Origin of the sequence: Pseudoalteromonas sp. SR43-7, from assembly GCF_014163785.1 — a bacterium.
GTDB classification, from domain to species: domain Bacteria; phylum Pseudomonadota; class Gammaproteobacteria; order Enterobacterales; family Alteromonadaceae; genus Pseudoalteromonas; species Pseudoalteromonas distincta.
Map to the genome: position 1 here is coordinate 61,329 of NZ_JACJDY010000010.1, position 25,761 is coordinate 87,089.

Consider the following 25,761-nt stretch of genomic DNA (forward strand, 5'->3'; position numbering starts at 1 on the left):
TTTATGACAGCATTAAACAACCAGAATTTATTGCAACTACGTTTTGTTAACCAAGCAAATATTGATTTGGTTAAACCTTCTTTTGATAACCTTCCTGCAAACCTTTATGCAGATGGTGCCTTTCGTAAACGTCGTTATTCAGTAGTAAAAATGCAAAATGGTGAAATAAAGCTACAGCAAGCCAAAGCATTTGTTCAAGATGATTCAATTAATACTTTTCAAGGTAATGTAGAGCGTACTTACGAAAATTTAGAGCAAAGTTTACTTGAGTCAGAGGGCATGAAAAGCATTGTAAATGAGTTTCGCCAACTTACCGGTATTGATGAGCAGCGTGATATTGAAATTCATCAGTTCCGTATGCTTGCCATCGATAGCGATACACCTGCAGCGCCAGAAGGCGTGCATCAAGATGGTTTTGACCATGTATGTATATGCGGTGTTTCTCACGAGAACTTAGAAGGTGGCGAACTGCTTGTATACGAAAACAAGCAAGCTGAGCCTTGTTTTAAAATGGAAATAAAAGACGGCATGTTTGCATTAATAAACGACCGTCAAGTGTGGCATAACGCAACACCTATGAACAAAATTGATGCTAGCAAACCAGGTTACCTGGATTGTTTTGTATTAACGTCTTAAGGAAGTTAGGCATGAACATAACGCAATTACGTGAGCAGTTTCCAGCATTAATGCAGAACGTTGATGGTAAATCGCCAATATTTTTAGACGGACCAGGTGGCTCGCAGGTACCAACATCGGTGCTTACTGCGATGACAGCTTATTTAGGTCATTATAATTCGAACTTAGGTGGCGCGTTTTTTTCAAGTGATAAAACGGTTGAGTTGATGGCGAATGCGCGCCAAGCCGCTGCTGATTTACTTAATGCACCTAGCTCACAACAAATTGTGTTTGGTCCAAACATGACCAGCCTTACGTTTAGTTTTAGCCGTGCAATTTCACGCGACTGGCAGGCTGGCGATGAAATAATTGTAACCAATGCCGATCACTTCTCGAATGTATCGTCGTGGCAACAAGCTGCAGAAGATAAAGGCGTTAAAGTCAATACGGCTTTAATTAACGAAGCTGATTGCAGCTTAGATATGGTGCAATTTGAAAGCTTATTAAACAGCAACACTAAGCTTGTAGCGGTCACTTATGCTTCAAATACCACAGGTTCAATTAATAATATTAAACGTATTGTTGAGCTTGCTCACGATGTAGGTGCACTTGTTTATGTTGATGCCGTACATTATGCACCGCACGAACTTGTTGACGTGCAAGCACTTGATTGCGACTTCTTAGCGTGCTCTGCGTATAAGTTTTTTGGCCCGCATTTAGGTATGGTTTACGGTAAAAAAGAACATTTAGACGGGTTTACGCCTTACAAGGTTGAGCCAGCTAAAGACGTAGCACCAGGTCGCTGGGAAACCGGCACGCAAAGCTTTGAAGCAATGGCTGGTTTTATCGCAGCTGTTGATTACATTGCGGCGATTAGCGAACTTGATGATAGCCATTCACGCCGCGAAAAGTTAAGCGTTGCTTTTGCTAAAACTAAGCAGCACGAAATGGCGCTTAGCGAACACTTTTTAACGCGCTTAGTTAATTATCCACGTATTAAGTTATTTGGTATTGATGATTTTGATCGCCTTAATGAGCGTACACCTACTTTTGCTTTAATTTTTGAAGGGCTTGAGCCGCGCGCCGTTTCAGAATTTCTAGGTAAGCAGCATATTTGCGTGTGGGATGGTAATTTTTACGCGCAAGGGTTGTGCAAGCAATTAGATGTGCTTGATAAAGGCGGTGTAGTGCGCATTGGTTGTATGCACTACAACACCATTGAAGAGCTAGATCAGTTGTTTAATTTATTTGATGAACTGCTTGGTTAAATAATACTGATTTTTGGTGCGCTAACTCTTAGGCGCACCATATATTTGTTCTGCACGGTTAAACAGTACCCACGAGGTTAAAATATACTTATCGTTTGATACTGGCTTATTGCCTCTATGAGTATGTGTAAAGTAGCCAGGTGCTATTACCATAGTGCCTTTTTGAGGGGCGATTTTACGGTTTTGATAATAAAACTCTGTTTCACCACCTTCTTCTACATCGTTTAAGTAAAACATAAATAACAACACGCGATGCAAAGCTTCATTGTGCTGTAGCTGCGGATAAACTTCACTATGCCAGTAAGGATAGCCACCTTTGTTTACTTCGTATTTTTGCGCTTGAATATTACCAAGTCTAAAAATTTGCTGAACTAGCAAAGGTAATTGCGGTTTACCCACTTCTTCAAAATTTTCTTGGGTTAAATCGACTACTTCGCCTGTTTTTGGATGATAAACCTTTAAGCCAAACGCCCCAATCATCATAAAAATATGCTCTTCAACATACTTAAAAACATGCTGTGCAGTCGTTTGTTGTATATGTTTTAATTGTTGTGCATATTCGGGGTGATTATTTAAGTGTAGGTCGTGGCTGTCTTTTTTCTTTAAGTCGACACCGCCCGATGTTACCCCTTGTCTTACATGCGGGCTTTGCGCGAATGTGGAAATAAATTCATCGCAAAACTCATCGCTTAATGCGTTATCAATAACGCGTATAAAGTCCGTCATGGTTTACCTTTATATAATTATTATTGGATTTTTATGTTTATTGAAAAAGTGATGCCGCGCTTTAGCGAAACAGATGCACTCGGACACATCAACAATACCGTACTCCCTGTATGGTTTGAAGTCGCGCGTGGACCTATTTTTAAGTTTTTTACACCAGACTTAAATCCACATGATTGGAAATTGATTATCGCCAAAGTTGAAGTGTCGTTTGTAGGCGAATTATTTTATGGCCACGAAGTGACAGTTAAAACCTCTGTAGAGCATATAGGCACTAGCTCTTTTACACTTAGGCAAGAAGCATGGCAACACGATAAATGCTGCGCAATAGGCAAAGCTGTGATGGTGAGGTACGATTTTATTGCTAAATCAAAGCAAGCGCTTAGCATTGACGAAAAAACGGCGCTTAACGAGCATATTTACCAAAGCAGTTAACTTTACGAGGCTTATATTTTACATAAGCCCATACTGAGCTGAATTATTGTAAATATATGATGGCAGCTGTAAATTTTTGTCGTGATTTTTTAACGCATTTAGATTGAGTTGCAGGCTCCAATTATATACTATTTATATTATATATTGTTGCGCCGTTATAACAGGAAATGTTAATTCGGTAATTTGATTGGAGAATGCGTGTGACATCTATTGCCAATAACCAACCTTTACAAGTTATTCAGCTCAGTGATGGTCAAAATTTAACAGCTGAAATTTTGCCATTTGGCGCAATAATAAAAAGCATTAAATTCAAAAAACATGAAATGACGCTTAGCGTTGACGACCCGCAATACTATCTTGAAAACCCATTTTACTTAGGCGCAACTGTCGGTAGATACGCTAACCGCATTGCTGGTGGACGTTTTAGTCTATCGGGTACTGAATATCAGTTAGATACTAATAACGGACCTAATAGCCTGCACGGCGGTGTTAAAGGCTTTAATAAAGTACTTTGGCAAGTAAGTAAACAAACTGAAAGTGAAGTTGAGCTTTATTATTGCTCGCCCGACGGAGAACAAGGTTTCCCCGGGGAGTTGCAGGTTTGGCAAACGATTAGCGCTAAAAACGGCGAGCTTACTCTGCACTTTAAAGCGATAACGAATAAAGAAACGCTCGTTAACTTTACTAACCATTGCTACTTTAATCTTGATGGCAGTGAATCAATTAATGAGCACCTTGTTCAAATTAATACCGATCGTTACCTTCCTATTGATACAACTAGTATTCCACTTAATGAACCCGCTTTAGCTACAGGCACCTGCTTTGATTTTACTAAGCCAGCTCAAGTTGGTGAGCCCTTAAGCGCCGTTCACCCTCAGCTAGAAGCTGGTAATGGCTTTGATCACTGCTATATTTTCAATGATGACAGCAGTTTAAAAACGATGGCTACATTAACTTCGCCACACACGAACGTTAGTTTAACCCTTAAAAGTACGCAGCCAGGCATGCAACTTTATACCGCAAACTTTGTAGGTGCGCCTTTTAAAGCACGGCAAGCTTTGTGTTTTGAAGCGCAAAATTGGCCAGATGCGCCAAACCGGACAAATTTTCCAAAAGCTAATTTATTGCCGGGAGAGGATTACGAACAGGTTATTATTTACTCTTTTTCTGAGTGAATACAGCATTCTAATGTTAATTTAAAGAAAATTAAAAGCAAAAATATAGTGATTAAATGCTATCCATAATTCAGGAAAAGGTTGCACTTTTTGCTGGTTTAAAGTATTTATAATATAAATAGTATTTGAAACTATATGCACTACCACAACGACACAACGACTACACACAATCAGGAGTTTTTAAAAAATGATAATTAACAATAAGTTATCGTTCAACAAGAAAACCGCGCTCAGTATTGCTATCACTGGTATATTGGCAAGCGGAAGCGTTGCAGCTCAAGGCGCTGAAGGCAATACGCCTACAGTAGTAAATGAAGATGTTGAAGTTATCGCAGTAACGGGTATCCGCAGCAGCTTACGTTCATCAATGTTAGATAAAAAAGCATCTAATGTTGTTACAGACGGGATTAAAGCAGAAGATCTTGGTAAATTTCCTGATTTAAACGTAGCAGAGTCTCTGCAACGTATTACAGGTGTAGCAATTGACCGTAGTGGTGGTGAAGGCCAAGCGGTAACTATTCGTGGTTTTGGTCCACAATTTAATACTGTACTTGTTAACGGCCGTCAAATTGCGACAGACAGTGCAGGTCGTGAATTCAATTTTGATGTATTAGCGGCAGATCAAATCACCGGTGCTGATATTTATAAAAGTAATACAGCAACGCTTCAAGAAGGCGGCATTGGTGGTACGGTTAACGTAACTACAGCACGTCCTTTTGATTTTGGCGGTTTACATGTTTTAGGCTCTGTTAAAGGCATGTACGAAAGCCTTTCTGAAGAAGTATCTCCATCAGCATCATTTTTAATTAGTAATACGTTTAACGATGACAAGCTAGGTGTGCTTTTTGCCATCACTAATCAGCAACGAAAGCTTCAAAATAACCAAATTTTAACGGCAGGTTGGCGCGGCGGCCAAACAATTTCTAACCCTACTGATGGTGTACTGTTTGAAAATGCATACATTCCACGTAACTGGGATCAAGTAGTTGATGAGCAAGACCGTGAACGTACAAACGCAAGTTTAGTGCTTCAATATGCACCATCTGACGATGTTACAATTACTGTTGATGGAATGATTTCAAAATTTGAAGTTGATTCGTCAGTGCGTGATTTAGCATCTTGGTTTGAACCAGACCGTGTAGGCAGTGCAACAATTGATGCTGAAACGGGTACGCTTTTAACTTTCTCTCAAGAAGCTGGCTTAGGCGCGCCAAGTGGCGACCCTGCAAGTGATTTTGTATCACACACGCGTAACTCACGTGATGTAACTAACAAAGCATTTGGTATTAATGTTGATTGGCAAGTAAACGAGTCATTAAAAGCAAAATTTGATGTATCTCGCTCAACAGCTGAAAACGACCGTGCAGGTAATGATCGTTTTAACGTAGTGGGTATTATTAACAGCTATACTTTTGACGGTACAGGCAGCATTCCTACCGTACAGCATGATGGCTTTGAAAATGGTTCATTGCCAGATCCAAGCCTAGCGCGTCTTCACTACAATGAAATTGGTAACCAATTTACTGATGAAGATGAAATCACTGAAGTAAAAGCCGATTTTGAATACGTGCCAGATAAAGGCCCAGTAGAGCGTATTAACTTTGGTGCTTATCGCCAAGAGCGTGAAAAATCTAGCTTCCAAATTTTTGGTAGCCAATGTCAATTTTGTGGTTACGGTACACAAGCACCGCTTGATGAAATTGATTTTGAAGCATACACAGCGAGTAATTACTTCCCTGGTTTAATCGATACATTTTATAGCTACGATGGCGATAAAATGCTTGATTACTTAGCCGATCAAGGTTTTCCAGTAGAGCCAACGCTACAAAATAACCGTTACACAATTAACGAAGACATCACTAGCTTATACATGGACTTTACGCTTGGTTTTGACCTAGCTGATATGCCGGTAACCGTTAATATGGGTGCTCGTTACTCTGAAACCGATATTGAAGTTGCTGCTATACAAAGCTTTATTAGCGATGTAGTTCCAACGTCAGATGCGACATTGTTTGCTAACGTATTTGGTCCTGCGACTAATATTGAACAAGGTACTAGCTACTCAAACTTACTACCGTCTTTCAACGTTAAGCTTGAGCTACAAGATAATATGATTTTACGTTTTGCCGCGTACGATAGTATTACTCGTCCAACTATGTCTCAGTTATCTCCTGCGACAAACTTTAACGAACCACGTCGTCAAAACTTAACGGCAAGTGGTGGCAATCCAGCACTTAAACCATTCCAATCAGAAAACTGGGATATCTCTTACGAGTGGTACTACAACGATGCTAACTTATTTAGCTTTGCGGTATTTAGTAAAGAAGTTGACGACTTTATTGTTACGTTAACGGGTGCAGAAACATACGAAATGTCTGACCGTTCGGGCCCTGATTTTGCGTGTACTACATGTACAGACCAAACAGATGACGAACTTATTGGTAGCTCAGAAGTTTACACTGTAAGCCGTCCTCAAAATGGTGAGTCTGCAACTGTAACCGGCTTCGAAGTGGGTGTTACTCACATGTTTGAAAATGGCTTTGGTTTTATCGCTAATGCGACTGTTGTGAATAGCGACATTAGTGTAGGTGATGATACAACTCAAACATTTGCACTTGAAGGTTTGGGCGATTCACAAAACTTAGTATTGTTTTATGAGCAAGACAACTGGCAAGCACGTGTTGCATTTAACAACCGTGAAGGCTTTTTACGCTTAGTTGATAACGGCTTCAATGGTGAACCAGTGAACGTAGAAACGTACGGCCAGTGGGATATTAGTGCAAGCTACGATATTAACGAAAACTTCACTATTTTTGCAGAAGGCATCAACATCACTGAAGAAGAGTTAGTACAAACGGGTCGTTTTGCTAACCAAATCTATTCAGTGGAAGATAATGGCTCACGTTACGCGTTTGGTATTCGCGGATCGTTTTAATTAATGTTTGAGGCGAACTTCTCGCCTCTTGTTTCATTGCAGTACATTAGTGCTAATACCAATTAGGTTAATTTAACAGTAATGTATATTAGTTAACCTAATTGGCTAAAATGGAACCACATTAAATCCAAATGCCCTACCGGGCATTTGTTGTATAAAACGTTATCAAAGATACTCAAAGAGTAGTCCATTATGAATAAAACAATAAAAACAATCGCAGTAATTGGTGGCGGCACAGCAGGATGGTTGAGCGCTGCAATTATAGCTTCGTATCACCAAGGTAAAAATGGTGATGGCTTAAAAGTGATGTTGGTTGAATCGTCAGATATTCCAACAATTGGTGTAGGTGAAGGTACCTGGCCCACGATGAAAAACACACTTCAGCAAATAGGTTTGCGTGAAGTTGATGTATTTAAAGCCTGTAACGCTACCTTTAAGCAAGGTGGTAAATTTGTAAATTGGACGCACGGCAACAACGACTTTTACTACCATCCATTTACTGTACCGCTAGGCTACGGCCGCATAGATTTAGCCCCTTATTTAGATAATGTTGAAGACTTTGCACAGCAAACTAATTTTCAACATGATATTTGCGAAGCAAGCTTAGCCCCAAGAGGTATAGCGCAAGGTGAATATCAAGGTAACTGTAATTACGCTTATCACTTAGATGCCGGCGCTTTTGCAGAAATGCTTAAACAGCATTGTAAAAGTAAGCTTGGCGTAGAGCATATTATTGGTACTGTTGATCAGGTAAAACTTGATGACGATGGTGCAATAAATGAGCTTACTCTAAAAGATCAAACCCGCATTATAAGCGCCGATTTATTTATAGACTGTACTGGTTTTTCATCATTGTTATTAGGCCAAGCGCTCAACGTACCGTTTAAAAAAATGGACCACGTGCTATTTAACGACAGCGCACTGGCGATGCAAGTTCCTTACGATGAAAACGATGACTCCTTAGCCAGCCATACCATAGCAACAGCTCAAAACGCTGGATGGATTTGGGATATAGGTTTAACGCATCGCCGTGGTGTAGGGCATGTTTATTCAAGCAAATTTTTATCAGACGATGAAGCAGAGCAAAACTTACGAAACTATTTAGGCGATGCAGCAAACGGTTTAACTGCCCGTAAAATTAGCTTTGAGTCGGGCTACCGTGAGAAGTTTTGGCATAAAAACTGTGTTGCAGTGGGTATGTCAGCAGGGTTTGTAGAGCCGCTTGAAGCAACCGCTATTATGCTTGTTGAAATTTCAGCACGCTTTGTAGCAGAGCATATGCCAGCAGATACACAAGTAATGCCTATTGTAGCTAAACGCTTTAACGAGCAAATGGACTACCGCTGGCAGCGCATTATCGACTTTTTAAAGCTCCATTACATGCTAACCAAGCGTCCAGAACCTTACTGGCAAGCGCATGTACATCCGGACACTATTCCACAAACCCTGCAAGAAGATTTACTGCTTTGGGGAAGCCGTGGCCCGCTTATTCAAGATTTTCATGGCGCATTAGAGTTATTCCCAGCCGCCAGCTACCAGTACGTTTTATATGGTATGGGCTTCAAACCAGACTTTACTAAACAGGCTTATTTGTATTCACAAGACGCTCAAGCCAAACAAATAATTGAACGTAACAGCCAGCTTACACAGCAGATGTTGCAAACTTTGCCGCCACACCGCGCTTATATTGAGCAGTGGTTAGCGGCTAAACCAGTTTAAGGATGTGTAACTATGGCTATTAGTGAACTAGTAAACACCAAACACCAAACATTAAAAATTAACCCTAATGCAGGTGTTGAATATGCAAAAACGCAGCATTTAGTTAATTTAAGAGCTAACGAAGTGGCAAAAGCTGCATGCGACTTACCTATATTTTTAGCGCGAAATGCGCAAAACGGCAGTTATACCGTATCGGGTTTAACAAGCTTTAGTGCTGGGCAAAGTTTATTGGTTAATAACAACCAGTGGCAGGCGCTTTACACACCGGTATGTATACAAACTCACCCTCTTTATTTAATGACCCGTGAAGCAAATAGCAGCGACTACTTTATTGCGATAGATGATCAAAGCTCAGCCGTAAATACGCAGCAAGGCGAGGCACTATTTGATGCTAAAGGTAAGCCAAGCTTATTTTTGAATTCACAGCAAAAGCTACTTGAGAGCGATTTAAAAAATGATTATCAAACGTATCAATTTACCCATGAAGTAGCGCGCTTAGGGCTTATTAAAAACATAGATATTATATTGCAGTTTGAACAAGGCGAAACCCAAACTATTCAAGGTTTGAGCACAGTTGATGAAGACAAACTGCAAACTTTAGATAGCGATACCGTTGCAAACTTACACAAGCAAGGTTACCTAAGTGTGCTTAACAGTATGCTTATTTCACTGTTTCAGTTAAATGCATTGGTAAAGCTGCACAACCAACGTCCCGAACTTATGCCTTTAAAGCAAATTAAGTTAGAACTAAGTCGAGATGCGCACGCGCTGTAGCGTGCACTTTTTTATTACACAGACATTGCGCGTAACGCGTAGGAGACACACACATGTCAGATAACATTTTACAGCTGGTGGTTTTTGTTTTTGTCACCGCTTTAATTGGTGGCCTTACTTATTGGAAATGCCGAGGCCAAAATCGTAATAACGGACAAAGCCAAACCAAAGAGTATTTTTTAGCGGGCGGTGGCCTTACTTGGATGTTTGTTGCAGGTTCAATAACACTTACTAACTTAAGTACCGACCAACTAGTAGGTATGAATGGTAACCAAATGGCTTTGCTTGTTTGGTGGGAGCTTGCGGCGATTATTGGCTTAATTATTTTAGCTAAAGTCTTCATTCCTGTTTATTACAAATACAATTGTACTACCACCACAGAGCTTTTAGAAAAACGCTACAACAACAAACATATTCGCGCTGTTATTGGGGGATTATTCTTTTTAGGTAATGCACTTATTTACATGCCAGCGGTAATTTACTCAGGTGCGCTATTTATGCAAACCATGTTTAAGGTTGATATTCCGCTAATGTATATTGCCACCGCATTTGCCATTGTAGGTGCTATTTATGCGTTTTTTGGTGGTCTACGTGCAGTTGCAGTGTCTGATACATACAACGGTTTACTGGTACTGGGTATGGCTGTTTTAGTGGTATTTTTAGCACTTAATGCGATTAATTATGACTTTACGGGTATTCCTGAGGAGCGCTTAACACTCATAGGCGATGCTGACTCACCTATTCCGTGGCCAACACTTTTAACCGGTATGATCTTTATTCAAATGTATTACTGGGGTACTAACCAAACAATTACGCAACGAGCAATGGCTGCTCCTAATGTTAAAGAAGCGCAAAAAGGTATATTTGCCGCAGCGGGTATTCGTTTTTTAATCGTTCCTGCAATTGTGGTATTACCGGGTATTATTTCGTTCAAACTTTACGGCGATATTGGCGACGCTGCTTATGGTCGAATTGTGGGTGATGTAATGCCAGCATGGTTAACCGGTGTGTTCGCTGCGGCGATGGCCGCGGCAGTGCTGTCTACTTACAACAGCTTATTAAATTCAGCTACAGCACTATACGTGTGTGACATTCACGAAGCTTACTTTAATAAAGAGCCAAGTGTGGTAAAGCTAAGTGGTTACGTAACATTGCTACTAACAAGCTTAACATTGGTACTTGTACCAATTTACCAGCAAGCCGATAGTATTATTAACTTGCTACAGCAATTAAATGGCTTATTAAGTATGCCTATATTCTCAATTTTTGTAGTGGGCTTATTATTTAAAAATGTTGATGCACGTGCAGGTATTGCAGCAGTAATTTTAGGTGTTGTAATGTACGGCATGCTTACGTTTGCAAACTCACCACTACATACTGACATTCATTACATTCACTTAATGCCAATTACACTGATTGTATGTGTAGCTTTTGCGTTAACTGTAAATAAAGTAGTGTTTGGTTTAAGCGCGCAATGGGCAGGTAAAACACCGGCACTTGATGACGCAGGCCAAGCACAAGTACAAAAATAGATTATAAATAGTTTAAGCTGACAAAATCGGTCATGGGGAAACTCTGGCCGATTTTTTTATATGTATTAAAAGCAACATGAGAACTTCAAAGCGAAGGTTAGTTTAATACTTTTTATTACAGTGGTACTTCCAGTGAGTTTATCTGACTATTTGCGATGTAAAGACTATCAAAACCTAATTTGTATGATATATACTATTATTATTGAGAGTCACCATCTGATTGATAGATTGTGGCTCAAGCAAAGAGATGCATTTAGTAAATAGTGTAGCTTACTAATTTTCGTTATATTTATAACTCACACAATGAACAAGAGGATAGGAAAATCATGGCCGACACTAAATCATTTTATCGATTAGACAGTGTAAACAGCACCGTTATTTTCGACTGCCAGAGCAAAACACCGGCATTACTGTACTTTGGTAAACGCCTATCTGAGCAAACAACTGAAACAATGCTTACTCAGCTCGCAACTCGTCAAGAAGTAAAATGTGCCGTGGTTGAAGAAGCGCCTATTTCTCTATCTCCTTTATTAGGCGAAGGCTTTACTGGCGCGCCAGGCCTTGAACTTGTAAACGACTCAATCGCATGGTCAGTTGGGCCAGAGCTTCAAGAAGTGCGTCGACCTTCAAGTGCGACCGTTGAGTTTGTAAGTGTAGATAAACTTCGTGGTATTGAAGTAGTACACAGCATCACGCTTGATAAAAACACTGACGTATTGAGCGCACATACTGTATTAACTAATTTAGGTGATTCGCCATTAAGTGTTAACTTTTGCGCGGCGCCAACATTTCAATTACCAGATAGCGTAAGCAAAATAGTGAGCTTTGAGGGTCGTTGGTCAAACGAATTCCAACGTCAATCGGTTGATTTAGTGCTTGGCAGCTTTGTACGTGAAAATCGTAAAGGTAAAACATCACACGATGTATTCCCTGGCTTATTAGTGCATAACGAAAATGCAGGCGAACAACACGGTGAATGTTACGGCTTTCATTTAGGTTGGAGTGGTAACAATAAACTACGTGCAGAGCTTTTAGCTGAAGGGCGCCGTTATGTACAAATGGGCGAGCTATTACTTCCTGGTGAGCTTACACTTGCTAAAGGCCAAACGTATCAAAGCCCGAGCATTTATGGCTCGTTTTCGAGTGAAGGTTTTAGTGCGCTTTCTCGTAATTTTCATCGTTTTGTTAAAGCTAATTTACTTAGCCAAGCACAGCGTGAAAAAACACGCCCTGTGCATTACAACACATGGGAAGGCATTTACTTTGATCACGACGTAGACACGCTTAAGCAACTAGCCGACAAAGTAGCGCCGTTAGGTATTGAGCGTTTTGTACTTGATGATGGCTGGTTTAAAGGCCGCCGTGGCGACAATGCTGGCTTAGGTGATTGGACAGTAGATTACAAAATTTACCCCGATGGCTTATCGCCAGTCATTGATCATGTTAATAGCTTAGGTATGGAGTTTGGTATTTGGTTTGAACCAGAAATGGTCAACCCTGATAGTGATTTATACCGCGCACATCCTGATTGGGTATTAGGCTCAGAAAACAACGAACAGTTAAGCTTTAGAAATCAGCTGGTACTTGATTTAACGCGCTCTGAGGTTGTTGAGTACCTATACAAAGCGATTGACGATATTTTAGTTGAATACCCAACTATTAAGTACATTAAATGGGATATGAACCGCGATATTAACCATGCGGGTAATTTTGATGGTAAGCCAGCAGTGCATCAGCAAACATTGGCACTGTATCGTTTAATTGACCGTATTAAAGCGGCGCACCCAGGGCTTGAAATAGAAAGCTGTTCGTCAGGTGGTGCACGTGTAGATTACGGCGTACTTGCTCACACAGACCGTGTATGGACGTCAGATTCAAACGATGCGCTTGATCGCCTTGAAATACAGCGTGGATGTTCGTTCTTTTTCCCATCGTCGGTAATGGGTGCACACGTAGGCCCACGCGATTGTCATATCACAGGGCGTAATGTAAGTATTGAAATGCGTGCTGCGGTATCAATGTTTGGCCACATGGGTATCGAAATGGACCCACGAGAGCTGACCGATCACGAATACAATGCACTTAAAGCGGCAATAGCACTTCACAAAGAGCATCGTGAGTTTATTCATGCTGCCGATTTATACCGCCTAGATAGCGACGATTTATCAATTAACTTTGGTTTAATCGATGAGCAAAAAACAAAAGCGTTATTTGCTTATAACAGCGTTCGCGAAACACCGCGTACAGCGCCTAATAAGCTTCGTTTTGTTGGCCTAGATGCTGATGCGCAGTACACACTTAATTTAGTGTGGCCGGTAAAATTTGAAGAGTATCGCCCATCTTCTATTGCTGCGGTAAATGGTCAAACATTTACCGGTGAAGCGCTAATGCAGTTTGGTTTACAAATGCCAATTTCATTCCCGCAAACATCGCTTATATTTGAGCTTAACAAAGCTTAAATTTAACTAAGAGCAGTAAAGGGTGAAAATCGCTTTTATGCTGCTCTATTGAGATATTAGTAGTCAGCTTTATATTGTTTAGAGCTGACTTTTTTATATCCTTAGTAAGCTAATTTAGTAAATTAACTTAGTAAACTCAAAAGTATAGAAAATAAAGTGGTTACGCTTGCGCGTAATTTTGCTTGTTACCCAACCAACGTTGAATTAGTGGGTCAACAACCTCTGGATGTTGCTTAAGCATTTGCTGTGCAATTGGCCTTACTTGATTAAGTATGTGCTTATCGCGGGTAAGATCGGCAATTTTAAACTCGGCTAACCCTGTTTGTTTTGTACCGAGTACTTCACCAGGGCCACGAATTTCTAAATCGCGCTCTGCTATCACAAAGCCATCGTTACTATCGCGTAGTACACCTAATCGCTTTTGAGCGGTATGAGACAGTGGTGCGTGGTATAAAAGCACGCAATGCGATGCAGTAGCGCCACGGCCAACTCGCCCACGTAACTGATGCAGCTGTGCTAAGCCTAAGCGCTCAGGGTTTTCTATAATGATTAAGCTCGCATTAGGGACATCTACACCAACTTCAATAACCGTAGTGGCTACTAAAACATGTATATTACCTGCTTTAAACTCGCTCATAATGGCTTGTTTTTCAGTTGATTTCATTCGCCCATGTACTAAGCCTACGTTTAGCTCTGGTAGCGCTTCTTTTAACTGCAGTGCGCTGTCTTCGGCGGCTTGGCATTGCAGTACTTCAGATTCATCAATAAGTGTACACACCCAATAAACTTGGCGGCCTTGCTCGTTACACGCTAATTTAACGCGGGCAATAATATCGTCTCTGCGAGTATCAGGAAGTGCCACTGTTGTGATTGGCGTACGCCCAGGTGGCAGCTCGTCAATCACAGAGGTTTCTAAGTCGGCATAGGCGGTCATGGCGAGCGTACGTGGAATGGGTGTTGCGGTCATGACTAGTTGATGAGGGTAACAATCACCAAACTTACCTTTTTCACGCAGTGATAAACGCTGGTGGACACCAAAGCGGTGTTGTTCATCAATAACGATAAGCACTAAGTTATTAAACTTAACTTCATCTTGAAATAAGGCGTGAGTACCTACAATCATTTGCGCTTCACCAGAGGCTATTTTTTCAAGTGTTGCTACGCGCTCTTTGCCTTTTGTTTTACCGCCAAGCCAAGCAACTGTTATACCTAGTTGATTAAACCACGTTGTAAAATTAACACCATGTTGCTCTGATAAAATTTCAGTAGGAGCCATTAAAGCGACTTGAAAGCCCTGCGCAATGGCTGTTAGTGCACTAAGTGCTGCTACTAGGGTTTTACCAGAGCCTACATCGCCTTGTACTAAACGCATCATGGGATACGCGTGTTGCATGTCACCTTTAATCTCAGCAACTACGCGGCTTTGCGCATTTGTGGGTGCAAAAGGAAGTTGCTCTAAAAATTGGCTTTCTAATGTGTTTACCGGATTTAATGCCACGGCTTTAACTTGTTGCCCTTGCTCTCGTACTTTTAATAAGCTGAGGTTTTGAGCAAGTAACTCCTCAAATACAAGGCGCTGTTGAGCAGGGTGAGTACCTTGCTCTAATGCAGTTACATCAACATCATTTGGTGGGCGGTGCAGTAATAATAGTGCGTCACTTAGCGGCATATTTGATGGCTGCCACTGTGAAGGCAGTAGTTCTTCTACTGAGTATTTATTTAGTAAATCAATAGCCTGTTCGCTTAAAGCTCTAATCGATAGTTGCTTTAAGCCTTCGGTTGTTGAATAAACGGGCGTTAATGTTGTCGCTACCGGCTGCTCGTTAGAGGTATCGTTGATGCTGTATTCAGGATGACTCATTTCAAAGCCAACACGGCCACGGCGCACTTCACCAAAACAACGTATTATTTTACCAGCGCTAAATGCGTTTTTTTGTGCGGCGGTAAAATTAAAAAATCGTAGTGTTAGCCTGCCAGTACCATCATTGATTTGGCAAACAAGCATGCGCCTTTTTCCAAACGTGATTTGGCTTGTTTCAATTGTTGCTTCAACACTCACATGGCTGTGCAGTGACAACTCATTAATCGCGTATAAGCGAGTGCGATCTTCGTAGCGAAGTGGCAAATGAAAAAGCATATCTTGCACAGTTAAAATACCTAGCTTTAACAAACGCTCAGCCATTTTTGGGCCGACCCCTTTGAGCTCTGTAATTGGGTATTGATTTAAGCTAGGTTTAGACAAATTATATCAATCTTATTATTTGTGAATAAGTTAAGTGTACTTACAGAGCTTTAGTCCATCAAGTATGTTTTAAAGCTTGCCAAAATTGCTCGTCAGCGACTATTTCGCCGTTTTCATCAAGTGCAGGATAAGGTAATTTTTTTTGTTTACACTGCCTTGCGATAATAGGGTGGCAGCCTTCAAAGTAGAGTGGATGTTTAACTTCGGCGCTCAACATATCTCTATTATATAAACCAGCCAGCTCACGTTGGCGCTGTGCTTCAAACAATATTAGCGCAGCAGCAACTGAAACATTTAGCGATTGCACCATGCCTTGCATTGGAATAATAATATTTTGATCGGCATATTCTAGGGCTTTTTCTGAGATCCCTGTTTTTTCTTGTCCAACAATAATAGCCGTTGGCTTGGTGTAATCTACTTCTCTAAAATCAACGGCATCTTCTGATAAGTGAGTCGCGAGTATTTGTATTTCTGGATTGCGTTCACGCATTGCAGTAACAGCATCATCAATATTTCTATGTAAGTGCGTCTCTAGCCAGTTTTTACTGCCACCTGAGGTGTTATTAGTTAGCCATTTTTGCTTTTCAGGCCATACAGCATGTACGTGATGACAACCAACCGCATCAGCACTTCGTACTATTGCAGATAAGTTATGGTGTTTGTGCACGTCTTCTAAGCACACGGTTAAGTCTGTTTGACGGCGCGAAAGTACGTCTTCGATTCTTTGGTAGCGAGTTTGCTGCATGGTTATCCTCTTTTTTCGGCAATTATACGAGATTTTTGCAGTTAAGGCATTACCGTACGGCTAATTGGATTTTGTAGAGAAATCAGTGTTTCTGTTGATTGAATGGCTTCTATTGCTTGTATCTTATTAATCAGCACATCTTGTAAGTGATCAATGGACTTTGTCATTACCTTTATAAATATACTGTAGTTACCTGTTGTGTAATAAGCCTCTACCACTTCCTCCAATGCTTCTAGCTTTATAAGTGTTTGTGGGTAATCACGTGCGTTATTTAAATTAATACCTATAAAGCAACACACATCGTAGCCTAACTGTTTAGTATTAATCGTTAATTGGGTGCCTGTAATGATCCCTGCTTGCTTCATTTTTTCAATTCTTACGTGAATTGTCCCTGCGCTTACATTAAATCTTTTTGCTAATTCGGCGTACGCAGTACGGGCATTTTCCATTAATGCATGAAGTATCTGTTTATCGAGATTATCGATTAAATAATTTTCCATTATATTTTTCTCATAAAATTATCGAATATATGAATTTTATACTACTTAATTGATGGTTTTAATATGTTAAAGCTATTTTTGTTATGGGATATTGAATTAATTAATCAAATCGTTACATTAACCTCATTAAAGGCGCTCATTAGGGTGCTTTTTATCAATTAAGCAAGTAACAATAACTGGGAATGAGGCCAATTATTATGAGTTCACACTATGTGCAGCAACAGCAGCAAATAAGTAAAGTTAAGCAATTTTTTTCACAGCAACTAGAAACGCAACTTGGGCTGGTTGAGGTTCAAGCCCCTATTTTGGCTAAAGTAGGTGACGGCACGCAAGATAACTTAAGTGGCCATGAAAACGCAGTTGCTGTAAATGTAAAAGCGATTACAGATAGCCGCTACGAAGTGGTGCATTCATTGGCTAAGTGGAAACGTAAAACACTCGCAACTTATGGCTTTGGTGTTGGTGAGGGTATTTACACTCAAATGAAAGCTTTGCGCCCAGATGAAGATTCATTAAGTCCTATTCATTCTGTATATGTTGATCAATGGGATTGGGAAAAAGTAATTAACGAAACCACAGAGCGTTCGCTGGCAACACTAAAGCAAACTGTTCAATCTATTTATAAAGGGATAAAAGAGACGGAAGCTTTTGTAAGTGAGTCTTATGGTTTGACGCCTTTTTTACCGGACGACATTAAGTTTGTGCACAGTGAAGAGCTACGTAAAATGTACCCTGACTTTAGCGCTAAACAACGCGAAAAAGCCATTGCACAAGAGTATGGTGCTGTATTTTTAATTGGTATTGGTGGCGCGCTTGGTGATGGCAAAATCCATGATGTAAGAGCCCCAGATTACGATGATTGGTCTACGCCGACATGCGAGCAATACATGGGTTTAAATGGTGATATTTTAGTATGGAACCCAGTACTTGAAGACGCCTTTGAAATTTCATCAATGGGTATACGCGTAAGTCCTGAAGTTTTAAAAGCGCAGTTAAGGGTTACTGGAGATGAAGAACGCTTAGAGTTTGATTGGCATAAAGCGCTACTACAAAGTAAATTTCCGCAAACAATTGGCGGTGGAATAGGGCAGTCGCGCTTGGCTATGCTCTTGCTACAAAAGCAGCATATTGGTCAAGTACAAGTGGGTGTATGGCCGCAGCAAACACATGCTGAGGTAAGCGGTTTACTTTAAATGTGAATAAATTTGAGTGCTCAATAGAGCACTCAGTTATTAGCTTGTTTTGAACTCTATTTCAATTTTGTTATTCAAAAGCTTAACGTTGCACGGAGGGTAATTGCGGATTGTTTTAAGTACTTTATCAAAAATATGAATCTCTACACCTGAATGCAAAACAGAATTTACCGCTAAATTAGCGTCGTTAAGTAAATCGTGTAAGTCGTGATCTAAGTTTGAAAGACGTTTTTCTAATTGCTCCGCCTGCTCACAATAATGCTTTTGAGTAGCACCAATTTTAGTAATTAATAGTTTTTTCTTTTCGGCATCTTTCACTAAATCAGTTTTTTCTAGTGCTGCTTGCAACGTGTCTAGCTGTGCATCTGTTTTAGCTAAGTCTTTAAAGCAATTATCAGTATCAGCGGTTATTTCGGCGCCAGAAGCCGCTAGGTTAATAATCATTTTAGCGCCTGATTCATTCCCTATTTCGCCAGCAATGAGGGTCGTTGCATCGAGTATTTCGCCACCAAATATTTTACCCTTAGGTAAGTCGGATTGACCAACTTGCAGTAAGCGTTTAGCTTTCATTACACAGTGGCTTGTTTGGCGATCAATAAAAATATTATTTGCTTCTAGGTAGCAATACTGTGAATGAGAGACGTGAATATCACCTCGTGCAATAAGCTTACAAGACAGTGATTGTTCGTCGGCTTTTTGATGGCCAATAATGCCTTGTTTAACGGTGATGTTTCCGCCTGCGGTAAGCTCTCCTGATTCAACAGTGCCAAATATAGTAATATCGCCTTTGGCTGTTACTTTCATTCCAGGGTCTATATTACGGGTAACAATAACACTGCCTTGAAAGTCAATGTGGCCGCTTTTTACGTTTACATCTGAAATGGTAAAAATATCGTCGACACGCATACCATTATTAATTTCAACCGGAACACCTGCAATAGTAGAGACTAGTTCAAGCGGATTCAGCTTTGATATTTCGGTGCCTTCGCCTGCCACTAATTGTTTATTTTCTCCGGGTTTTGCGGGCAGTATGTCACCTATTACGGTGAAGCCTTCTTTACCAGGGGTTGCTGGTTGTTGGCGAATAAGCACAGAGCCTGGCTCTACGCTTGCAAGCTTGCCAAAGTCGCGCATATCCACGCTGCCATCTTCTTTGAGCTTGGGGGCTTTTAAACGGTCTTTTAAAGTCTCTACGGTTGTTATTAGTTTAGTGGCCAAACCATCACTTGGTAGCCTACCTTTAGCTAATACTCCCTTAACGACAGAACCCGCTGTATGCTCAAACTGTTTTTGCAGTAGCAACTCTAAAAATGCTTGCTTATAGCCACGCACAATTCCTGCTTTAACGAGTTGTTTTTTTGCATCTTCTAAACTTAATAATTTTCCGCCTTGGGCAAGGGTTAGCTCGCCAATGGCCAGCATTTTATCGTCGCTAATTGTTACATTTAAAGTGGCATTGTGTTTTGTTGCTACAACCAGAGTGTGTTGTGTGTTTTCGTTTTTAAAAAAATCATTAATAGCGTCATGATCTATTTTGCAGTCGCAAAAAGCTGACTTTTCGAGAGCCTCTAAAATAAATGCAGCGCTGGGAGGAATATGTTCTTTTACATCAAGTAAAACATTTCCATTGTTGGCAAGCTTAAACACGAGTTAATCCTTTTTTACTACTTAAGTTAAGTTTGTTTTTTAAAACACAACTACAGATTGCTAGAAATTTACATTTGAGTCAAGAAGTCACAGAGAACGAAGTGCTAAGAGGGAAAGAAAGGCTATAGAGAGGCTCTATAGCCTGTAATACTTAATTGGTAGAAGGAAGTTCCATTATTCCATCTATTTCAACTTGTGCACCTTTTGGAAGTGCACGAACACCTAATGCAGCTCTCGCTGGGTAAGGTTGCTTAAAGTATTGGCTCATAACTTCATTTACAGTGGCGAAGTTAGATAAATCAGTTAGATAAATATTTATTTTCACTAAATCTTGAATTTGCCCGCCAGCTTCTTCACATACCGCAGTGATATTTTTAAATACCTGATGCGTTTGCTCACTAAAGTCTTCTGAAATCATTTCCATCGTTTCTGGCACTAATGGAATTTGACCAGATAAATAAACAGCGGTGCCTACTTTAACTGCTTGGCTGTAAGTGCCAATGGCAGCAGGTGCTTTGTCGGTAGAGATAAATGCTTTATTCATGTGTTTCCTATTTTACTTTTTACGATAGACTTTTTGTACATCAGGCATAACGCGAATGCGGCGCATGATGTTAGCAACGTGGATACGGTTTTTGACGGTAACCCCTAAATCTATCACGTATAAATTACTTTCTTTTTCATCGGTGGTAATTTCTACAATATTGGCTTGGGTTGTAGTAACAACATTGGTTAATTTAGCCAGAGCCCCCTGATGATTAATAATTTCAACTCTCAGAGCTGCAATATATTCTTTCTCTGGGTTATCGTCCCATTTTACAACTAAGTATTTAGAGCGCTCATTTTCCCAGCCACGGATGTTTTTACATTCTTGGCGGTGAACGGTCAGGCCCTTACCTTGGCTTACATGAGCTGTAATAGCATCGCCAGGTACAGGTCGGCAACACTTAGAGTAATTAACTAGCATGCCCTCAGTACCAATAATGGTCGCTTTGGCTTGGCTGGTAATATCAGTTAAGTCGTCACTGTCATTTTGTAATAGGCGTTTGGCAATTAACATGCTCATTAGGTTACCAGAGCCAATTTCTACAAGTAATTCAAGAAGCGTTGTTAGTTCGTGCTCCTCAAGTACTCTCGCTATATTTTCATCAGCAATGCTATCTAGTTTGTTTTCACCTAATGCTGAATCAAGTAAGCGGCGCCCTAAAAGCATAGCTTCTTCATGATGCTGGCTTCTAAGGTAGTTACGAACGCCCAAACGCGCTTTACCAGTAACAATAAAGTTTAGCCATGTTGCATTAGGGTGAGCACCTGAGCTTGTTATTATCTCTATAGTTTGCCCTGTATCTAAGGGCCTACTTAAAGGGTGCGGCTTGCGATTAACGCGCGCGCCTACACAGGTGTTGCCTACATCTGTATGCACGGCATAGGCAAAATCGACTGCGGTAGCACCCATCGGTAGCTCAACAATACGCCCATCTGGTGTAAATACGTAAATTTCTTCTGGGAATAGCTCAGTTTTTACATTTTCAATAAATTCAAATGATGAACCCGCACTTTGTTGAAGCTCTAATAAGCTCTGCATCCACTGGCGAGCACGTTGCTGCGAAGTATTACCTGCACCATCACCTGCTTTTTTATACATCCAATGCGCCGCTACACCTTTGTCGGCCATATGATCCATATCGTGAGTACGAATTTGAATTTCAACAGGTATACCGTGTGGACCAACTAATGAAGTATGAAGCGATTGGTAACCGTTTGTTTTTGGTACTGCAATATAATCTTTAAAGCGTGTTTCAATAGGTTTATAAAGACTATGAGCTACACCTAATACACGATAACACGTATCCATAGAGTCAACTGCAATTCTAAACGCGTAAATATCCATAACTTCGTTAAATAGCAGTTCTTTATTAAGCATTTTTTTATAAATACTATATAAATGTTTTTCACGGCCTGACACAGTTGCTTTAATGCCTGATTCTTCAAGACGTGCTTCTATTTCATGTTGGATATTAGTAATAACCTCTTTGCGATTACCGCGTGCTTTAGCAACTTCCGATTTAAGTGCGCGATGACGCATAGGATATAAAGCTTGAAAACCTAAGTCTTCAAGTTCATTTTTAATATCGTGAATACCTAAGCGGTTTGCAATTGGTGCGTAAATTTCTAGTGTTTCACGCGCTATTCTGCGGCGCTTATCTGGGCGCAAAGCGCCCAAAGTACGCATGTTGTGTGTTCTATCGGCAAGCTTGATTAAAATGACTCGAATATCCTGAGTCATTGCCATAATCATTTTGCGGTAGTTCTCAGCTTGGAATTCTTTTTTATCTTTAAAGCTAAGCTTATCGAGCTTACTCACACCTTCAACTAGCTCTGCAACAGTTTCGCCAAATATCTCGGCTAAATCTTGCTGACTAAAATCAGTATCTTCAATTACATCATGCATTAGCGCGGCCATGAGCGTTTCATGGTCAAGATGCATGCCTGCAAGAATTTGAGTTACTTCTACTGGGTGCGTTATGTAAGGTTCGCCACTCGAGCGAGTTTGTCCTTCATGGGCCTCTCGGGCAACCACGTAAGATTTTTGAACCAGCTCTACATCAGCAGCGGGCAAGTATTCTGATATTTTCTTTTTAAGACCTTCAAAAAGATACATTCACACTCCAATGATCTAGGGCCTGTTGACCTTTCAGGATTAAAATTTGTTCAATCTAGGGGCGACTTAATTGCGGCGCGAGGTTTTTAGCCTAGCGGGCTAAGTAAAAATCGAGCAACAAAGAGTAAAGTGCCCCTAGACAGAACCCTTTAGGCAGCGCATGTTTTGCATTTATGCTGCGTTATCGCCTATTTATGGGGAATAACCACACTACATAGGCTCTGCCTTGCCTAAATACCAAACATACTACTGCAAATTTAACCTCGAAAGATAAACAGCCCTAGTGAAGCAAATTAGGTAAGTTACGAATATACGATGAAAAGAGAGGATTGCCAACGGCTATAGTAGAAATACTGCGCCGTTGGCTAAATCAGACCGGGAGGTCGATTATTGGTTGCCACCAACAATAGCAGCAACAGCAGCTAATTCAGCTGCTTCTTGGTGTTGTTGTTCTTCACGGTCAATTAAGTCCATTGAAGAGCTATCAACTAAACCTAGTTCAATTTCACGTAAAGCAACTACCGTTGGCTTATCGTTTTCAGGGTCTACTAGTGGAGTTTTACCACCAACAGCAATTTGGCGGGCACGACGAGCCGCAACTAAAATTAAGTCAAAACGATTACCAACTGCATCTACTGCATCTTCAACTGTTACGCGGGCCATCACAGCACTCCAAAAATAATTTAAATCAAAGACGTAGTTTACTGCAAGCAGCCACTTTCGCCAATAGCCAGTGTTCAATTTTTATCAGTTTTACTTGTCTAAGCCTGATTTAAATAGACTTAAATTATTTAAGCAGGCTATTTAGTAAAACTTGATGGCGTTCTTCTTGCGCTTTTAGGGTTAAGCGCTGAGCCATTACAATCATTTCTATATCGCCAAGCGCGCTCTCAAAGTCATCATTAACAATTACATAGTCGTATTCGTTATAATGTGATGTTTCAGATTGTGCTTTTGCCATACGAGAGGCAATAACCTCAGCCGAATCTTGGCCACGATTATTTAAGCGTTGCTCTAACTCTTCTTTTGAGGGAGGTAGTATAAAAATAGTTTTCACGCTTGGCATTATTTCGCGCACTTGTTGCGCGCCTTGCCAATCAATATCTAAAAACACATCAATACCCGCATCAAGTTGCGACTCAATAGCCTGCTTTGATGTGCCGTAGTAATTGTCAAACACTTGGGCCCATTCAAAAAAGTCATCTTTGGCAATAAGCGCTTTAAACTCATCTGTAGATGCAAAGTGATAATGCACACCATTTTCTTCGCCTGGGCGAGGGGCGCGAGTTGTATGTGATACAGATACTTTCATATCAGCGTGTTTTTTTAATAACGCATTGATTAAGCTTGATTTACCAGCACCTGAAGGGGCTGATAAAATAAATAAGTTACCGCGAGTTTGTGCCATGCTTTTCTCTACCTAAAAATAAACAGGCTTGGATTACAAGTAAACCAAGCCTTTAATTAACTGCATTGTACTTTAATTAGCTCACCTTGCTCAAGTTAGACGTGCTCAAGTGAGCCATGCTTAAATTGAAGTGGCAGTGTTAGACTTTAAATAAAATTGCAATTTAAAATTGCCAACAGAACTAGCCGCTAGATATAAGTATTTGATAAGGTGAACTATCACCTATTAAAGGAGCCTTTATGCTTAATAACACCTTATTTACCGCACAACAAGTAAGAGATAATGAAGCTTTAGCGGCTAAAAATAGTCATTGCGATTTATTTACCCTAATGCAGCGGGCAGGAGAGGCTGTATATAAGCAATGGCAGTTATTTGATGCGCAGCATACATTAGTCATTGTTGGCCATGGTAACAATGCTGGAGACGGTTACGTTGTAGCTAGGCTTATTATGCAATCAGGTAAAAAGGTAACAGTATGCGCTGCTGAACCCGAAAAAACATTAAAAGGTGATGCTGCAAAAGCGCAGCAGCTATGGATAGAAGCGGGTGGGGTGGTTTCTCATTTTACAAAAGATGCTCTTAATGAGTGCGATATCGTTATTGATGCGCTCCTTGGTACTGGGCTTAATAGCGCCGTGCGCGATAATTTTGCGAATATAATTAACGCTGTAAATAACAGTGGTAAGCCCGTAATAAGCATTGATATTCCATCAGGCATTGAAGCAAATACAGGACAGCCTTTAGGGTGCGCAGTACAAGCTACTTCAACCGTTACTTTTGTAGGTATAAAGCAAGGGCTCACAACGACGGCAGGTAAACAACATAGCGGTAAGTTAGTTTTTGATGATTTAGCAATTGGCGATGCGTTTACTTGTATAGCTCAATCATCAGGTACCTTGATAAATATTAATAGCTTTAAAGGAATTGCCACGCGGGCAATCAATAGTCACAAAGGCAGCCATGGCAAGCTTTTATGTGTTGGTGGCAATCAAGGTACTGCAGGTGCAATTAGGTTAAGTAGTGAAGCAGCTCTTAGAACGGGTGCTGGTATGGTAAGGGTGTATACACACGAAAGCTCAATAACACCTATTAGTATTGGCAGACCAGAACTTATGGTAAGCAGTAATAACTTACATCAAGCGCTAGAGTGGGCAAGCTGCGTTGTTATTGGCCCAGGGCTTGGGCAAGACGAGTGGGCACAACAAACATTCGATGAAGTAATGCAATATTGCCAAAACAATAAAATGCCATTGGTTATAGATGCAGACGCCCTTAATTTACTCGCTAAGCAAGCTTCATCGTATATGTTAGAGCAATGCGTACTTACGCCACATCCAGGCGAAGCTTCGCGTCTGCTAAGTGTTAGTACTAGCGACATAGAATCAGACCGTTTTAATTATGCCCGCCTTTGCGCCAAGCGCTATAACGCGACTTGTGTATTAAAAGGTGCTGGAACATTAATAGCTAATGCCCAGCACACGTGGGTATGTGAAGATGGCAATCCAGCACTGGCAGTTGGCGGCAGTGGCGACGTACTCACTGGTATTATTGGGGCATTACTTGCTCAAGGTTTAACTATTGATGAAGCAGCACGCTATGGCGTAACACTGCACGCTAAAGCCGGTGATATCGCAAGAGAGAGAGACGGGCAAAGGGGAATGCTACCCAGTGATCTATTCCCAATTGTAAGAGAGTTAGTTAATAAAGTGACGTGAGTTTAAGCGTCACT

Annotated in this window: 20 protein-coding genes; 11 read left to right on the forward strand and 9 right to left on the reverse strand. The window is 40.7% G+C overall.

Going from position 1 to position 25,761, the window contains the following annotated elements:
• Window positions 1-3 precede the first annotated feature (3 nt).
• Both H5087_RS09495 and H5087_RS09500 read left to right on the forward strand, forming a co-directional pair.
• Window positions 4-636: a 2OG-Fe dioxygenase family protein gene (locus H5087_RS09495; RefSeq protein ID WP_002958808.1), complete on the forward strand. Its 633-nt coding sequence runs from the start codon at window positions 4-6 to the stop codon at window positions 634-636.
• Window positions 637-647: 11 nt separating this feature from the next.
• Complete coding sequence (locus H5087_RS09500) at window positions 648-1,883, forward strand: cysteine desulfurase-like protein (RefSeq protein WP_182671868.1); 1,236 nt, start codon at window positions 648-650, stop codon at window positions 1,881-1,883.
• 21 nt (window positions 1,884-1,904) lie between these two features.
• On the opposite strand, the gene H5087_RS09505 is transcribed toward H5087_RS09500, so the two are convergent.
• Entirely contained in the window at window positions 1,905-2,609 is a 705-nt protein-coding gene (locus H5087_RS09505) for a 2OG-Fe(II) oxygenase (protein WP_182671869.1), read from the reverse strand.
• A 33-nt stretch (window positions 2,610-2,642) separates the two neighbouring features.
• On the opposite strand from H5087_RS09505, the gene H5087_RS09510 reads away from it, so the two are divergent.
• From H5087_RS09510 to H5087_RS09540, 7 genes are all read left to right on the forward strand, one after another.
• Complete coding sequence (locus H5087_RS09510) at window positions 2,643-3,041, forward strand: thioesterase family protein (RefSeq protein WP_182671870.1); 399 nt, start codon at window positions 2,643-2,645, stop codon at window positions 3,039-3,041.
• A 200-nt stretch (window positions 3,042-3,241) separates the two neighbouring features.
• Window positions 3,242-4,216, forward strand: a complete 975-nt coding sequence (locus tag H5087_RS09515) for an aldose epimerase family protein (protein ID WP_182671871.1) — start codon at window positions 3,242-3,244, stop codon at window positions 4,214-4,216.
• Between the two features lie 187 nt (window positions 4,217-4,403).
• A complete protein-coding gene (locus H5087_RS09520) occupies window positions 4,404-7,151 on the forward strand; it encodes a TonB-dependent receptor (protein ID WP_182671872.1) in 2,748 nt (915 codons plus the stop codon).
• 192 nt (window positions 7,152-7,343) lie between these two features.
• Window positions 7,344-8,870, forward strand: coding sequence for a tryptophan halogenase family protein (locus tag H5087_RS09525; RefSeq protein WP_182671873.1), 1,527 nt, complete (start codon window positions 7,344-7,346; stop codon window positions 8,868-8,870).
• A 12-nt stretch (window positions 8,871-8,882) separates the two neighbouring features.
• On the forward strand, window positions 8,883-9,644 hold the full coding sequence (locus H5087_RS09530) for a SapC family protein (protein WP_182671874.1): 762 nt from the start codon (window positions 8,883-8,885) through the stop codon (window positions 9,642-9,644).
• Window positions 9,645-9,697: 53 nt separating this feature from the next.
• The gene (locus tag H5087_RS09535; RefSeq protein WP_182671875.1) at window positions 9,698-11,176 is read left to right on the forward strand and encodes an SLC5 family protein; all 1,479 of its coding nucleotides are present in this window, start codon (window positions 9,698-9,700) and stop codon (window positions 11,174-11,176) included.
• Between the two features lie 326 nt (window positions 11,177-11,502).
• Window positions 11,503-13,635: an alpha-galactosidase gene (locus H5087_RS09540; RefSeq protein WP_182671876.1), complete on the forward strand. Its 2,133-nt coding sequence runs from the start codon at window positions 11,503-11,505 to the stop codon at window positions 13,633-13,635.
• Between the two features lie 160 nt (window positions 13,636-13,795).
• Here H5087_RS09540 and recG read toward each other — a convergent pair whose 3' ends face one another.
• Genes recG through asnC form a run of 3 tightly spaced genes read right to left on the reverse strand, consistent with a single transcriptional unit; the run spans window position 13,796 to window position 17,122 of the window.
• Window positions 13,796-15,877 carry an ATP-dependent DNA helicase RecG gene (gene recG, locus H5087_RS09545; RefSeq protein ID WP_182671877.1) on the reverse strand — a complete coding sequence of 694 codons (2,082 nt, stop codon included), beginning with the start codon at window positions 15,875-15,877 and terminating at the stop codon, window positions 13,796-13,798.
• 58 nt (window positions 15,878-15,935) lie between these two features.
• The gene (gene trmH / locus H5087_RS09550; protein WP_007580009.1) at window positions 15,936-16,622 is read right to left on the reverse strand and encodes a tRNA (guanosine(18)-2'-O)-methyltransferase TrmH; all 687 of its coding nucleotides are present in this window, start codon (window positions 16,620-16,622) and stop codon (window positions 15,936-15,938) included.
• Between the two features lie 41 nt (window positions 16,623-16,663).
• Window positions 16,664-17,122: a transcriptional regulator AsnC gene (asnC, locus tag H5087_RS09555; RefSeq protein ID WP_024595831.1), complete on the reverse strand. Its 459-nt coding sequence runs from the start codon at window positions 17,120-17,122 to the stop codon at window positions 16,664-16,666.
• A 197-nt stretch (window positions 17,123-17,319) separates the two neighbouring features.
• Between asnC and asnA the strand changes: the two genes are divergently transcribed.
• On the forward strand, window positions 17,320-18,315 hold the full coding sequence (gene asnA / locus H5087_RS09560; RefSeq protein ID WP_182671878.1) for an aspartate--ammonia ligase: 996 nt from the start codon (window positions 17,320-17,322) through the stop codon (window positions 18,313-18,315).
• Window positions 18,316-18,354: 39 nt separating this feature from the next.
• Here the strand turns inward: asnA and H5087_RS09565 are convergent, their stop codons facing one another.
• From H5087_RS09565 to gmk, 5 genes are all read right to left on the reverse strand, one after another.
• Window positions 18,355-19,962 carry a DUF342 domain-containing protein gene (locus H5087_RS09565; protein WP_182671879.1) on the reverse strand — a complete coding sequence of 536 codons (1,608 nt, stop codon included), beginning with the start codon at window positions 19,960-19,962 and terminating at the stop codon, window positions 18,355-18,357.
• A 151-nt stretch (window positions 19,963-20,113) separates the two neighbouring features.
• Complete coding sequence (locus H5087_RS09570) at window positions 20,114-20,506, reverse strand: RidA family protein (protein ID WP_002958826.1); 393 nt, start codon at window positions 20,504-20,506, stop codon at window positions 20,114-20,116.
• A gap of 12 nt (window positions 20,507-20,518) precedes the next feature.
• Complete coding sequence (gene spoT / locus H5087_RS09575) at window positions 20,519-22,624, reverse strand: bifunctional GTP diphosphokinase/guanosine-3',5'-bis pyrophosphate 3'-pyrophosphohydrolase (protein ID WP_002958827.1); 2,106 nt, start codon at window positions 22,622-22,624, stop codon at window positions 20,519-20,521.
• A gap of 387 nt (window positions 22,625-23,011) precedes the next feature.
• Entirely contained in the window at window positions 23,012-23,287 is a 276-nt protein-coding gene (gene rpoZ, locus H5087_RS09580; protein WP_002958829.1) for a DNA-directed RNA polymerase subunit omega, read from the reverse strand.
• 124 nt (window positions 23,288-23,411) lie between these two features.
• The gene (gene gmk / locus H5087_RS09585) at window positions 23,412-24,032 is read right to left on the reverse strand and encodes a guanylate kinase (RefSeq protein WP_024596677.1); all 621 of its coding nucleotides are present in this window, start codon (window positions 24,030-24,032) and stop codon (window positions 23,412-23,414) included.
• 239 nt (window positions 24,033-24,271) lie between these two features.
• Between gmk and H5087_RS09590 the strand changes: the two genes are divergently transcribed.
• Window positions 24,272-25,747: an NAD(P)H-hydrate dehydratase gene (locus H5087_RS09590; protein WP_182671880.1), complete on the forward strand. Its 1,476-nt coding sequence runs from the start codon at window positions 24,272-24,274 to the stop codon at window positions 25,745-25,747.
• Window positions 25,748-25,761 lie beyond the last annotated feature (14 nt).

Coding starts and splice junctions, on each gene's coding strand:
- H5087_RS09495 (WP_002958808.1), top strand. CDS start 4: ATGACAGCATTAAACAACCAGAATTTATTGCAACTACGTTTTGTTAAC.
- H5087_RS09500 (WP_182671868.1), top strand. CDS start 648: ATGAACATAACGCAATTACGTGAGCAGTTTCCAGCATTAATGCAGAAC.
- H5087_RS09505 (WP_182671869.1), bottom strand. CDS start 2,609: ATGACGGACTTTATACGCGTTATTGATAACGCATTAAGCGATGAGTTT.
- H5087_RS09510 (WP_182671870.1), top strand. CDS start 2,643: ATGTTTATTGAAAAAGTGATGCCGCGCTTTAGCGAAACAGATGCACTC.
- H5087_RS09520 (WP_182671872.1), top strand. CDS start 4,404: ATGATAATTAACAATAAGTTATCGTTCAACAAGAAAACCGCGCTCAGT.
- H5087_RS09525 (WP_182671873.1), top strand. CDS start 7,344: ATGAATAAAACAATAAAAACAATCGCAGTAATTGGTGGCGGCACAGCA.
- H5087_RS09530 (WP_182671874.1), top strand. CDS start 8,883: ATGGCTATTAGTGAACTAGTAAACACCAAACACCAAACATTAAAAATT.
- H5087_RS09535 (WP_182671875.1), top strand. CDS start 9,698: ATGTCAGATAACATTTTACAGCTGGTGGTTTTTGTTTTTGTCACCGCT.
- H5087_RS09540 (WP_182671876.1), top strand. CDS start 11,503: ATGGCCGACACTAAATCATTTTATCGATTAGACAGTGTAAACAGCACC.
- trmH (WP_007580009.1), bottom strand. CDS start 16,622: ATGCAGCAAACTCGCTACCAAAGAATCGAAGACGTACTTTCGCGCCGT.
- asnC (WP_024595831.1), bottom strand. CDS start 17,122: ATGGAAAATTATTTAATCGATAATCTCGATAAACAGATACTTCATGCA.
- asnA (WP_182671878.1), top strand. CDS start 17,320: ATGAGTTCACACTATGTGCAGCAACAGCAGCAAATAAGTAAAGTTAAG.
- H5087_RS09570 (WP_002958826.1), bottom strand. CDS start 20,506: ATGAATAAAGCATTTATCTCTACCGACAAAGCACCTGCTGCCATTGGC.
- spoT (WP_002958827.1), bottom strand. CDS start 22,624: ATGTATCTTTTTGAAGGTCTTAAAAAGAAAATATCAGAATACTTGCCC.
- rpoZ (WP_002958829.1), bottom strand. CDS start 23,287: ATGGCCCGCGTAACAGTTGAAGATGCAGTAGATGCAGTTGGTAATCGT.
- gmk (WP_024596677.1), bottom strand. CDS start 24,032: ATGGCACAAACTCGCGGTAACTTATTTATTTTATCAGCCCCTTCAGGT.
- H5087_RS09590 (WP_182671880.1), top strand. CDS start 24,272: ATGCTTAATAACACCTTATTTACCGCACAACAAGTAAGAGATAATGAA.